9 protein-coding genes and 1 pseudogene are annotated in these 12,083 nt (G+C 72.1%); 4 read left to right on the top strand and 6 right to left on the bottom strand.

From position 1 onward, the window contains the following. Nucleotides 1–36: 36 nt before the first annotated feature. Nucleotides 37–504, top strand: coding sequence for a hypothetical protein (locus ACGF8A_RS19345; RefSeq protein WP_393109652.1), 468 nt, complete (start codon nucleotides 37–39; stop codon nucleotides 502–504). A 26-nt stretch (nucleotides 505–530) separates the two neighbouring features. Next, entirely contained in the window at nucleotides 531–956 is a 426-nt protein-coding gene (locus tag ACGF8A_RS19340; RefSeq protein ID WP_393109650.1) for a peptidase M23, read from the top strand. A 629-nt stretch (nucleotides 957–1,585) separates the two neighbouring features. Here the strand turns inward: ACGF8A_RS19340 and ACGF8A_RS19335 are convergent. Then, nucleotides 1,586–3,211 carry a multicopper oxidase family protein gene (locus tag ACGF8A_RS19335; protein ID WP_393109648.1) on the bottom strand — a complete coding sequence of 542 codons (1,626 nt, stop codon included), beginning with the start codon at nucleotides 3,209–3,211 and terminating at the stop codon, nucleotides 1,586–1,588. Between the two features lie 497 nt (nucleotides 3,212–3,708). Between ACGF8A_RS19335 and ACGF8A_RS19330 the strand changes: the two genes are divergently transcribed. Then, complete coding sequence (locus tag ACGF8A_RS19330; RefSeq protein WP_393109646.1) at nucleotides 3,709–5,385, top strand: hypothetical protein; 1,677 nt, start codon at nucleotides 3,709–3,711, stop codon at nucleotides 5,383–5,385. Between the two features lie 82 nt (nucleotides 5,386–5,467). Then, nucleotides 5,468–5,977 carry a winged helix-turn-helix transcriptional regulator gene (locus ACGF8A_RS19325; protein WP_393109644.1) on the top strand — a complete coding sequence of 170 codons (510 nt, stop codon included), beginning with the start codon at nucleotides 5,468–5,470 and terminating at the stop codon, nucleotides 5,975–5,977. A 23-nt stretch (nucleotides 5,978–6,000) separates the two neighbouring features. Here ACGF8A_RS19325 and ACGF8A_RS19320 read toward each other — a convergent pair whose 3' ends face one another. The 5 genes and pseudogenes from ACGF8A_RS19320 to ACGF8A_RS19300 form a co-directional block, all read right to left on the bottom strand. Next, nucleotides 6,001–7,086: an LLM class flavin-dependent oxidoreductase gene (locus ACGF8A_RS19320; protein ID WP_393109643.1), complete on the bottom strand. Its 1,086-nt coding sequence runs from the start codon at nucleotides 7,084–7,086 to the stop codon at nucleotides 6,001–6,003. Beyond that, nucleotides 7,086–7,592, bottom strand: a complete 507-nt coding sequence (locus ACGF8A_RS19315; RefSeq protein ID WP_393109641.1) for an SRPBCC family protein — start codon at nucleotides 7,590–7,592, stop codon at nucleotides 7,086–7,088. Before ACGF8A_RS19315 ends, ACGF8A_RS19320 begins: the two co-directional genes overlap by 1 nt. A gap of 63 nt (nucleotides 7,593–7,655) precedes the next feature. Further along, a complete protein-coding gene (locus ACGF8A_RS19310) occupies nucleotides 7,656–8,807 on the bottom strand; it encodes a PP2C family protein-serine/threonine phosphatase (protein WP_393109639.1) in 1,152 nt (383 codons plus the stop codon). Between the two features lie 640 nt (nucleotides 8,808–9,447). Continuing rightward, a pseudogene (locus ACGF8A_RS19305) lies at nucleotides 9,448–11,496 on the bottom strand (FUSC family protein); the annotation flags it as partial. After that, entirely contained in the window at nucleotides 11,493–11,975 is a 483-nt protein-coding gene (locus ACGF8A_RS19300) for a hypothetical protein (protein WP_393109637.1), read from the bottom strand. The gene ACGF8A_RS19300 and the pseudogene ACGF8A_RS19305, both read right to left, overlap by 4 nt. Between the last annotated feature and the right edge of the window lie 108 nt (nucleotides 11,976–12,083).

The following is a 12,083-nucleotide window of genomic DNA, read 5'->3' as shown; positions in this document are numbered from 1 at the left end:
CCGCCCCGCGACCACCGCCGGGAAAGGACCACCACCATGCTGAGGACGGCACCACGGACGGACGTACGCAGGCACCAGGACGGACAGGGACGCCGCTCCGCCTTCAGGGCGCTGCGCTCCCTGGCCGGTCTCGTCGTGGTCGCCGCCTCGATCCTGCTGACGCTCGCCCAGCCGGCGGCCGCACACCCGCCGAGCGGATCCGTGTACGTGTGGGCCAGTGACGTACGGGTGCGTTCGTGCCAGAGCACGTCCTGCGACCTCGCCACCACCGAGCGGCTCACCCGTGTCCGGGTCAAGGCCTACTGCCAGGTGGACGCGGGCGAGGCCGGCCGCGTGACCGACGGCCCCTACACCAACACCTACTGGGTCCAGATCATCACGCCGGGCAGGACCCTTGGCTGGATCTCGGCGGTGTACGCCGGCGGCGGCTCCAACAACGGTCCGGTGCCCGGCGCGCCGGTCGACAGCCCCTCGGACCCCACCATCGACTGTGAGTACATCTGAACCGCCCGGAAACCGGAGGCAGCAGCATGAGCACAGGACGTCTGATCAGGGCGATGGCCGCCACCGCACTGGCTGCCGGGCTCCTGACCCTGACCCCGGCCGCTTCGGCGGCACCCGAGCGGCCCTCCGCCACGGCCGCTCCTGCACACTCGTCGGCGGCCCTCACCTCCGTCTACATCTGGGCGACGAACGTGAACGTCCGTCACGACGGCGCGGACGCGGACTGCGTCTTCCACCCCTCGCGCGCCTCCTGCCCCACCGTCGTCGCGACCGTCTCCCGTACGACGGCAAGGGGCCACTGCCAGCGGATCGGCGAGACCGTCCGCGACAGCGGATACAGCAACCGCTGGTGGACGCTGGTCGAGCTGGCGGACGGGAAGATCGGCTGGGTCAACAACATCTACATCCAGGGCGGCGAGAAGATCGCCGGGGTGCCCGACTGCGCCTGGTGACCACCACCGGCACACGGGGCTGCCCGGTGTCCACCTCACGGGGGACACCGGGCAGCCCCGTGTCCTTGGGGCGCGGGCACGGCGGACTGCACGTCACGCCATGCATGTCCGTGAATCCTCTTCACTCTGTCGCGCAGCAGCAGGTCGTGGACGCGCAGCGGGAACTCGGCCCGGCGGCGGGAGGGAGCGTCGGCCCCGTCCTCCTCGTGGAAGGCACGCCGCACGGTCCGCGTCGGTGGCGTCGGCCGCGTCGGCGGTCGTGATCACGGAGGCGTCGTAGGGGTTGACCACCTCCCGCCGTTCGCCGGCCGCCGCCTGTGTCCACTCGCCGTCGATGTACAGCTCACCCACCGCGGGGCCTCCTTCGCGTCCGGCCGCTGCCGCTGTGTGTCCGACGGTCAGCAACATGGCCCATGAGGGGGGCGGCCCCCGCGTGCCGCACCGCCGCCACGACCCCCGGGCGGCTGAGGAGGACCGGGGTGGGAGACGGATCCGCGCGCCGCGCCAGAGGGCGGGGCATCAGCGGACGGCCTGAGGGGGACCGACCCGGCCGGGTCCCGGCACGCGGCCGGGATCCCGGAGCGGGAGCCACCGGGTACCCATGTCCCGCGAAACGCGCGCGGGCAGGGTCACTTGCGGTAGCCGAGGATCGTCATCATGCCGGACTCGGAGTGGTACTGGTTGTGGCAGTGCAGCATCCACAGGCCCGGGTTGTCGGCGTAGAAGTCGATGACGAGCTTGCGGTGCGGCAGCACGTGGGCGGTGTCCTTGCGGGCTCCCACCGCGTCGATGCCGGTGAGGGCGAACGTGTGGCCGTGCAGGTGCACGGGGTGCCACATGTCCGTGGCGTTGATGAGGCTGATGCGGACACGCTCACCCTCCCGGACCGGGATGCGCTTCTCGATGGAGTAGGGCTCGTGGTCGAAGCCCCAGTCGAAGTTCTCCATGCCACCGGTCAGCTTGATGCGCATCTCACGGTCCGGCTCGTCGTCGCTGAAGGCGACGGACTCGTGCGGCCGCAGCCGCCGCGCGGGCACGAGCATGCCGTCGAGTTCGTCCGGGTGCGCGTCGGGCGGGGGGATCGACCCGCTGCTCGTGCGCAGCACCGCCATCGTCCTCGCGCCCTTGCCCTCGGCGATCGCCACCAGCGGGAACACCCCGTCCCCGGCGGTGATCATCACGTCGTAGCGTTCGGCCATGCCGAGCAGCAGCGCCTCCGTCCTCGTGTGCTCGACCGGGTAGCCGTCCGTGTGGGTCACCGTCATCTCGTGGCCGCCCAGTGCCACCCGGAAGGCGGTGTCGCCCCCGGCGTTGATGATCCTCAGCCGGATACGGTCCCCGGGGCGGGCCCGGTAGACCGAGGGGGCCTCCGGGAGGCGGCCGTTGATCAGGTAGTGCGGATAGTCGACGTTGCCACCCATGCTCTCCAGGACGCGGCTGTACGAATCCCGCAGGACGCGGTCCGGACCGGCGGACCTGGCGGACGGCGACTCGTGCGGCCCGGCGGACTTGCCGCGCTCCGGGCCGTGGGCGCCCTCACCCATGTCCATCGGCGCGTGCTCGCCGCCGTGCAACTGGGCGAGTACGCGGTCCGGCGTGGACCCGGACACGCCGTCCACCCAGTCGTCCAGGACGAGGACCCACTCCTTGTCGTAGGACAACGGCTCCTTGGGGTCCTCGACGATCAGCGGGGCGTACAGGCCGCGGTCGAGCTGCATGCCCGAGTGCGAGTGCAGCCAGTAGGTGCCCGGATGCTCCACGGCGAAGCGGTAGGTGAAGTCCTCGCCGGCCCCGATGGAGCGCTGGGTCAGGCCCGGCACGCCGTCCATGTCGCAGCGCATCCGAATGCCGTGCGAGTGCAGCGTCGTCGCCTCGCGCAGGTGGTTGGCGAGCGTCATCTCGAGTACGTCGCCGGCCGCGATCCGGATCTCCTTCCCGGGCAGCGAGTCGCCGTACGTCCAGGTCCTCACGGACCGCCCGCCCAGGTCGACAGTCGTCTCGGTGGCGGTGAGCTTGAACTTGCGGACGGGACCCGCCCCGCGCTTCTTCTCGACTGCGAGAACCTCGGGATCGGACGGGTTGACATATCCCTTGGGTCCCTTGGGGATGAAGTTGCCGCTGCTGTGCCTGGCGCCCCGCCGGCCGGTGGCCCCGCTCTCGGGCTGTGCGCCGGACCCGGAACAAGCGGTGAGGGTTCCCGATCCGGCGGCCACGATCGAGGCACCGAGCAAGGTGCGCCGCGTAAATTTCTGCATGAATGTATAAGACCTGTTTTGTGCGCTTATATGTGAGAACCGGAGCGGCGCGTCTCACGAATCACGGGCACCGCCCGAGGGGAGCAGCACCGGCGCCACCCGGGGGTGATCGACGTCGCGGCGGGGTGCGGGCACGCCGGCACGAGTACGTCTGCCTCGCCTGCGGCCCGCCGCGGGACCCGGTCGGCGGCCTCGCCGGGGCGCCTGCCGAGGACAAGATGCTGCCGGCGGTTGACCGGGCGGGTGCGTGGCCGGCCGGGGGGAGGCGTCTCAGGTGTCAGCTGCGTGCATGCGGGCCCCCGCCATCCGGCTCGCCCCGTGGACCCGCCGGGGGCTCCGGGGCCGGTGGGGGCCTCGTCCCGCCCCTCCGGCCCCGGCGGGCGGCCACCCGGTGGTGACCAGCTGCCGGCTTCTGGCCGACCATCAGGTGGCCACTCCGTATACTCCGCCGGAGCGTCGCCCGTCCGAGCACCTGGCAAGAGAGTCCGCATACCGTCATGAAGAACGCCCTGCCTCCGCTGTCGCCCAACTACGCGACGCACCGGAACCGCGCCTACAAGGAGAGCGTGGAGGTGCACGGGAAATGGCCGGTCGAGTTCCAGTTCCGCCCGGCCCAGGGCGACCACCGGCACCTGCTCGTCGTCTTTTCCTCCGTGGGCAGCCCGTACGGTTTCGGGAACGCGCTGGAGAGCGTCAAATGCAACATCCTCAGGATCCGTGACCGCTTCGACGGTGCGGCCTCCTACTACGTGGCCAGGAACATGGACTTCTCCGTCACGGAATCCATACAGGCCCTCATCGATGACCACATGAGGCGGCTGCGGCTGACCCGGGACGAGGTGACCCTCCTGGGTGCCTCCAAGGGAGGAAGCGCCGCGCTCTACTACGGCCTGAAGTACGACTACAAGAACATCGTGGCCTCCACTCCCCAGTATTTCCTGGGGAGTTATTCGAAGGGCCACGGACAGCTCGGAGACGCGGTCCTCGGCGAGAGACAGCCGGACGAGAACGTCGCCGTCATGGACGCCGTCATGAAGGATCTCCTCGCGGAGAAGACGGACTTCAAGCGGAACATATACGTGATCTCCTCGCCCGGCGACTACCAGTACGAGCAGGAAGTCAAGCACTACCTTCCCGCCCTGCGGGAATACGAGAACTTCAATTTCCTCTTCGTGAAATCTCCCACCGTGCGACGGCACGACGAGGTGGTCCGGCAGGCCCTGCCGTCGATCCTGAGCATCGTGTACTCCCTGACGGAGGGCGCCGCACCCCGGTGGGGCGAGATCACGACAGGCACCGACTCCGAGGACCCGGAGGCGGCCGCCGAGTACCTCGCCGAGCTTCGGCGGCGCGACACGGCCCTGGCCCTGCTCCAGCGCGCCGAGTTCGCGGACGGCCGGCTGCGGCTGAAGGGACACGCCTTCCTGCCCGGCGTGTCGCCCGACGGCCCGACCGCCGAGACCAAGCGGCTCGTCCTGGAGAAGGACGGCGAGACCTGGACGTACCCGCTTCAGGCCACCGAGGAGATCAGGCTCTACCGGGACTACTTCGACGAGTACTTCTGCGAGTACGCCATGGGCGGATTCGCCACGCAGGGCGAGCTGACCTTCGGTGAACTCCCGCAGGGCACCTACGACGTCTCCGTCTGCGTCGCGAGCGAGGACGAGGGGATCGCACGGCGTACCCGGCTGATCTCGCAGAACGCGATGGACCGGCGCCAGGTCCGTGGTGACTGCGAGCTTCTCTTCCGAGGCGGCAAGGGCGGCCTCAAGCTGGTCAAGCGGAGCATCGTCGGAACGGATTCCGCCGGGGTGTGCTTCTCCGCCGGGAAGTCGGAGGAACGAGACGGGAGAATCCATGCCGAGGGTGTTCTCTTCCTGCCCGGAAGGAATGCCGACCGCGACACGCACGCCTTCTACTACCTGGTGCTGGAGGGAAGGCAGGGATGCCATGCGTTCCCGCTGGGCGTGAAGAAGAACCCGGACGCCGTACGGCCGCACAAGCTGCCAGGGGACCTCGGCAACTACGACTTCGGATACTTCACCACGGGAACCGAGGGAGTCGACGTGTCGAGCGTGCCGCCCGGGAAGTACAACGTGCTGGTGTCGATGAGCGTGGGTGGCGCCCTGTTCACCAAGAAGGCCGGAAAGGTCACCCTGAAGAAGGCCCGCTGACCGCGCCGCACATGGCGCGGGGGGATCTCCTGCGGTCCGCCGCGACCCCGCATCTCATCATGAGACTGTTAAGGTCGAACGCATGAGACGGACGTCTTTCGATGGCTGGCCCTGCTCGATCGCACGCGCGGTGAACATCCTGGGCGACGGCTGGACCTTGCTCGTGCTGCGTGAGGTCTTCTACGGCGAGTCACGCTTCGACGGCTTCATCGGCTCGCTCGGCATCGCCCGCAACACCCTCGCCGACCGGTTGCGGCGTCTGGAGGACGCGGGGCTCCTGGAGCGCCGCGTCTACCGGACCGAGCCGGTCCGCCACGAGTACCTGCCGACGGAGAAGGGCCGCGACTTCTTCGGCGTCCTGGCCGCGATCAACGCCTGGGGCGACCGCTGGCTGGCCGGCGAGGCGGGCGTCCCCGTGACGATGCGCCACACCGCCTGCGACCACGACACGCAGCCCCAGGTGGTGTGTTCCTCCTGCGGCGAACCGCTGCGGCACGCGGACGTGGCCATGCGCACCGGACCCGGCTACCCGGCGCGCCTGCTGAAGCGCCCGGACGTGCAGGCTCGATTCGGCGTCGCCCCGCCCCGCTGAGGCCGGCGCCCGGTGCCGGAGCGCTACGCGAGCCGTGCCGCGGTCGCGCTCGACGCCTCGCCGTCGACCTCGCGGACCAGCTCGATCGCCCGGCCGAGCGTGTCGAGCCGGGCCTGGAGGGTCTCGCCCGCCGGGTAGAGACGGACCGTGTCCACACCGGCGTCGCGCCAGACCCGCAGCCGCTGCCGCACCATCTCCTCGGTGCCGATGAGCGTGGTGGCGAGCACCATCTCGTCGGTCACCAGGGCGGCGGCGCCGTCCCGGTCACCCCTCTGCCAGCGCTCCCGTACCTCCGCCGCCACCTCGGCCCAGCCCTGACGGCTGTAGGCGCGGTTGTAGAAGTTGGTCGACGCCGAACCCATGCCGCCCAGACTGAAGGCGAGTTCCTTCTTCCGGCCGGCGACCATGGCGCCGAGCGCCTCCTCGTCCGGCGCGAAGGAGACTTCCGCGCCCTGGCAGACGTCGAAGTCGGCGCGGCTGCGCCCGGCGGCGGCCAGACCCTCCTGCAGCGGGGCGAAGTAGGCCTCGGCCGCGCCTTCGGGGACGAAGCTGGTACCGAGCCAGCCGTCCGCCACCTGCCCGGTGAGCTTGAGCATGGCCGGTGACAGTGCGGCCAGATACAGCGGGACGGGGTGCTCGGCCCGCACGGACAGCCGCATGGGGACGGCCTCCCCGCCGGGCAACGGAATCCGGAACTCCGAGCCCGCGTGGGCGATCTTGCCGCCCGCGATCGCCTGCCGCACGATGTCGACGGTCTCGCGGACGCGGGCCAGGGGACGGGCGAACGGCACGCCGTGCAGGCCCTCCATCACCTGGGGGCCGGAGGGGCCGAGGCCCAGCAGGAAGCGTCCGCCGGAGAGGTTGGACAGGGTGATGGCCGTCTGGGCGAGGGCGACCGGAGTGCGGGTGCCGACCTGCATGATCCCGGAGCCGAGCAGCATCCGTTCCGTACGGGCTGCGTAGAAGCCCAGCGCGGACGGGGCGTCCGAGCCCCAGGCCTCGGCCACCCAGCAGATGCCGAGCCCGAGTTTCTCCGCCTCGACGACGAAGTCGGCCTGCCGGGACCAGGTTCCGAAGCTCGCCGCCTCGACCGTCGTCGCCGTCCGCATCACGCCTCCGCCCACTGCTTGATGTGCTCCAGCGTGGCCGTCATGTTCCGCTCGAACTCCCTCATGCGCACGAACACGATCTTCTGTTCCTTGTCCGGCATCGCCTCGATGGCCAAGGACAGCCCGGAGGGGGCAGGACCCATCTGCACCCACTGCGACAGTTCGGTCCCGTCGTCCTTCGGGGTCAGCCGGAACCGCCACACGGCCGTGGGGTTCTCCGGGTCGAGGACCGCCCACGCGAACACCCTCGGGGGTTCGCATTCGACGACGGTCGACACGGTCTCCCACTCCCCGAGATCGGGATGCGCGCTGCGTCCCAGGAAGCGCGCCCCCACGCCGGGCCCGACGGCGCCGTCGACCCACTCCACCGATTGCAGCTCCACGCTCGTGCCCGGCATGCGTTGCACGTCCGAGACCAGCTCCCAGACGCGCTCCGGTGGGGCATCGACCCAGGTGGTGACCTCGACCGTCGGGGTGTCCGCATACCGCGCACCCGTCCACTCCATCGTGTTCGCCTCCTCGTCGGCAAGGCTCGATGGCAGTAGAGTTGCGTAATGAGACTTAGAAGGTCAAGGGGGAGAGAGGCTGGTACGGGCCGGGATGTGGACGGCCGGGGCGGCCAGGGAGAGAGCGAGGGCGGCTCGGTCGTCGTCGTCCGACCGGGCCGACCACTGCCCGGAGTCGGTGCGAAGGAAGGAGACGACCGTCTCGGGCGCGGGGGTGCGTTCGCCGCGGAAGCGTGCCGTGAGACGTTCCATCACCGGGTAGAAGACGCCGTCCGCGTCGCGTGCCTCGCTGATCCCGTCGGTGTAGACGACGAGCACCTCCCCGGCGGCCAGCGCGTGCACCGTCGTGTCGTCCTCCCGCCCCGCGAGCCCGCCCAGTCCCAGCGGCAGCCCGGGCGCCGTGACCAGTCGCCGGGCCCCCTCGGGGCCGATCACCAGCGGAGCGGGGTGGCCCCGGTCGACGATGCGGACCTCGCCGCCGTCCGCCGGGAACTCCATCACCAGCGCGGTCACGAACAGTTCGGGGTCGCCGTCGTCGCCGGCCGGGCTGTTGCGCGCGATGCTGAGCTCCAGCCGCTCCGCCAGGCTGCTCAGACTCTGCCACTCGTGGGCGGACACCCGGAAACTGCCCAGCACCGCCGCCACGGTCTGGACGGCGTTCAGCCCCTTGCCGCGGACATCACCGATGATGGCCCGCACTCCGAAGGGCGTTTCGCACACGTCGTACAGATCACCGCCGACGAGTGTGCCGCCCTCTCCGGCCTCGTAGAAGGCAAAGGCGCGTACGGGGCCCAGCCGGCGTGGTACGGGGCGCAGCAGGGTTCGCTGCATGGCCTCGGCGACGGAGTTCGCCCGGATGAGGTGCCGGCGAGTCCGCTCCCGCTGCCAGGACAGTGCGACGCTCGCGACCCCGATGAGAAGCGTGGCGACATACATGGCGATGTGATGCTGCTCGTCGAAGTGGCCCGGGCGGCGGGCGGCCATCCACATCTCCAGGCCCAGGCACACCACGGCCGACAGCGCGGTGCCCCTCGGCCCGCGCGTCGCCGCGGCCAGTGGGGGGACGGCGATGAGCATGAAACTCACCGGCTCCCGCCCCTGAACGGCGAATTCGGCGAGCACGTCGACGGCCACCGCGACGAGCGGCAGCCACCACACCCATCCCCGGCGGGGGGACGGAGGCCGCAGCGCGGCGTGGAGGTTCCGGCTGGTCACCGTGCGCGCCCTAACTTCCCTGCCCGCCGGGGCGGGACGCCGGCCCGGCCGCGTCGGCGTGCGCCGTACCCTGCCCCGCCCGGAGGAACGTCTCGGGCAGGGCGGCCTCGATCCGGCTGAGCTGAGCGGTGAGGCTGCGCAGCCATACGTCGAGGTCGACCATCGCGGGCAGCGGCGTCCGGTCGGGCCGAGGGGCCGCCGGCGGCCCCTCCTGCGGCTGAGGGGGTGCCGGTCGCCGCGTGTCCGGCCACGGGGGCGAGGGCCGGGTCTCGTCCGGCGGCGCGGGAGACTGCGCACGGGCGGGTCTCCGCCGGGAGGAGGCGGGCCGCGTCTCGTCCGGCTGCGGTGGATGCTTCTCGGCCGGCTGTCCGAGCGGGGGCCGGGGGGTGTCCGGGCGGGGTTCGGTCGGCTCCTCGACGTCGGCACGTGTTTCGTCCGGTTGTGGGGGTGGGTGACTTTCTGCCGGCTGCCCAGGCGGTGGCTGCGCCGTGTCCGAAGGGGACTTGGCGGGCTCCCCGATGTCCGCACGTGCCTCGTCCGGCCGTGGGGGTGGGCGCTTCTCGGCCGGCTGACCGGGCGGGGGCTGAGGGGTGTCCGGGCGGGATGCGGCCGGTTCCGCCATGTCCGCGCGCGTCCCGTCCGGCGGCGGGACGGCCGACCCCGGCCGGCTGCCCGGCGTCCCGGCCCGCTCCGGCCGGGGCGGGTCGCCGGCGGCGCACAGGGCGGCGAGGCGGTCGATGGTGTCGGCCAGCGCGCGGGCGCCGGACCGCGCTCGCTCGGCGGCTTCCTCGGAAAGCGCCCTGGCGGGCAGGTCGACGCGCGGCAGCCACTGGGCACCGAGCAGGATGTGGTTGGCGGCGATGAGCACCGCGTGCCAGTCCATGGTGCTGGGCGCGCTGCCCGCAGGCTCGCTGCGGTACTGGGCATAGGCGGATTCGGCCAGGCGCAGCCGGTGCAGGGCGGGGAGCGTCGGCGGAGCGGGGGCCGAGCCGGGCGGCACGGCGGTCAGCGCCGCGACGGTGCCCTTGACCAGCGGGCCGCATTCCCGCAGCAGTCCGGCCATGGTCCGGCGGACCTCGCGCCGGGCACCGGACGGCCAGGCGAGCATGGCGCACAGCAGACCGATGGCGCTGCCGGTGACGACGTCCACGATCCGTGCCGCGGCCAGGTGCCACGACGCGGGGGCGATCTGGGCGAACGCGGTGGCGACCACGAGGGTGAAGAGCCCCTGGGCCCAGGCGATGCCGAGCAGGGGCCCGAGCGCGAACGCGACGAGCATGCCCGGCGCGAGGAGCGCGGCGTACGCCTCGGTGTGCTGTCCGAGCCCGATGATCAGGGCGCCGGCCGCGACGGCGCCGACGAGGTTGCCTGCGACGGCCTTGCGGATGGCGGCCCAGGTCTCTCCCACGGTGGTGCGGCTCAGCGTCAGTACCGCCAGCAGTACCCAGAAGCCGTGGGTGAGGTCGAGCGAACCGGCGACGAGCCGTGCGGCGGCGAGGGCCAGCGCGATCCGCAGGGCGTTCTGGAACTGCACGGAGCGGAGCGTCATGTTGCCCACGATCCGGCGCACCCACAGGTAGGGCGTGGAGGCCTGCGTGTACCAGAACAACTCCCGTGGCTCGATGGGTGGCGTGCGCCGTCCGTCGAGGGCGACCCGTACGGAGATCTCCAGGACCCGTACGGACTCGGCGACGGCCAGCAGCGCCGCCTGCCGGCGCAGTACCGCCACCGGTGGAACCTCGGCCTCGGGGCCGGTCACCTGCCGGATGCGCAGTTGCTGGAAGCCGTCGATCGCCGCGTTCATCCGCTGCGGGCCCGGCGCGGCCCGGCCGGACCGCAGGGCGGCTGCCGTCTCCTGGCACAACGTGGCCACCTGCGGCAGCAGCGAGCCGGACGCCACGTCGCAGACGCCGCGGCCGGTCTTCGTTACGGCATGCTCGCGGGCGCCGTCCCGGACCAGCTCGCGCAGTTCGCCGGACTCGGTCAGATGAGCCAGCTGTTCGAGCAGCCGTCGCGTGGCGGACCCCGCCTGGGCCAGGCCACGGGCGGCACGGTCCGGGGCGGCCGGGCGTTCCGCGGGCGGGGTCTCGGACAGCCGCAGCCGCGCACCGGCCGCCCGCAGGTCGGCGGCGCACAGGTGGGTGCGTCCCGCGATGGTGTCACCGGCGGTCGACAGGGCCCGCGCGAGCGCCGCCCGGTAGGTCGGGCCGGGCGGCTGCGGCAGCAGGAACAGCTCGCACAGCGCAAGCACCACCACGCCGTAGGCGAGTCCGGCCAGCCGCAGCCACAGGGTCTCCGGCTCGTAGGGCGGGAAGCAGGCGAGGATGTAGAAGAGCTGGAGTCCCGGTGCCGCCCCGGCCGGACGCGGGCCCGCGATGGCCGCGAAGGCCAGGAGGAACCCCACGACGAGCATCCCCAGCACCGCTGCCCAGGTCTGCACCGCCAGCACGGTCCCCAGCGCCACCAGCAGCAGACCCACCGGCAAGGCCTTCAGCATCACCTCGGCCCGCTGACGCCCCGACCCGGGAATCGAGGACAGCAGACCGAGGGAGATCGGCGCGAACAACGCGTACAGTGCCACCACCGGCTGGTCGACTCCGTACAGGAAGGGGTAGAAGCCCGCGGCCGCGGACAGGGACACCCGCACCGACCGGCGCAGAATCTCGGTACGCCGCGAGCCGCCCGTCACGGCAGGCGCCCGTCCTGCGGCGCGCGCGGCTCGAGGGGCGCCGCACCGGCGGCAGCCCCGTACCGGTGACGCCCGGCCGGCACGCCCGCGGACGCCGGCATCACCGCCCCACCGGCGCGCAGGCTCGCGTCGTACGCCGCCTCCGGCTCTTCGGTACAGCCGCCGCCTGCGAACGGACCCGGCGCCGGTCCCACGCCGCCGATCCCGAGGACAGCCCCCGGGGCACGAGCCCGGGCCGCGGCGGAGCACGCATGGGTGATCACGGGGGCGTGCACCGGGAGGACGCCCCCACCGACGCCCCGCGCGATCCGCGTCCCGCCCGTGCGCCGGTCGGCCGGCGCGATGACGCCGAATTCCCCGGCGACCCCGCGCACGGCCAGGTTCAGCGCGAGGAAGAAGTCGAGCCGGAGGCAGGAGAGGGCGGCGGCGACCACGACGAAGGCTCCCCTGCGCGCGGCCGGCGAAGACTCAGCGCGCATGAGCACGCTCCTCTCGGGCGGCGCCGCGGTCTCGTGGGCGGGCGGACATGGGACCCGCTCCCCATTGTCGGCCGCCGCCGAACGGACCGCAGCCCGGCGGACCCCGCA

This window comes from Streptomyces sp. NPDC047706 (genome assembly GCF_043204795.1).
Classification (GTDB): domain Bacteria; phylum Actinomycetota; class Actinomycetes; order Streptomycetales; family Streptomycetaceae; genus Streptomyces.
This window is presented reverse-complemented; position numbering and strand designations above follow the sequence as displayed.

Excerpts from the sequence above, each read along its gene's own strand:
- ACGF8A_RS19335 (WP_393109648.1), bottom strand. The coding sequence starts at position 3,211 with ATGCAGAAATTTACGCGGCGCACCTTGCTCGGTGCCTCGATCGTGGCC.
- ACGF8A_RS19315 (WP_393109641.1), bottom strand. The coding sequence starts at position 7,592 with ATGGAGTGGACGGGTGCGCGGTATGCGGACACCCCGACGGTCGAGGTC.
- ACGF8A_RS19320 (WP_393109643.1), bottom strand. The coding sequence starts at position 7,086 with ATGCGGACGGCGACGACGGTCGAGGCGGCGAGCTTCGGAACCTGGTCC.
- ACGF8A_RS19340 (WP_393109650.1), top strand. The coding sequence starts at position 531 with ATGAGCACAGGACGTCTGATCAGGGCGATGGCCGCCACCGCACTGGCT.
- ACGF8A_RS19325 (WP_393109644.1), top strand. The coding sequence starts at position 5,468 with ATGAGACGGACGTCTTTCGATGGCTGGCCCTGCTCGATCGCACGCGCG.
- ACGF8A_RS19345 (WP_393109652.1), top strand. The coding sequence starts at position 37 with ATGCTGAGGACGGCACCACGGACGGACGTACGCAGGCACCAGGACGGA.
- ACGF8A_RS19330 (WP_393109646.1), top strand. The coding sequence starts at position 3,709 with ATGAAGAACGCCCTGCCTCCGCTGTCGCCCAACTACGCGACGCACCGG.
- ACGF8A_RS19300 (WP_393109637.1), bottom strand. The coding sequence starts at position 11,975 with ATGCGCGCTGAGTCTTCGCCGGCCGCGCGCAGGGGAGCCTTCGTCGTG.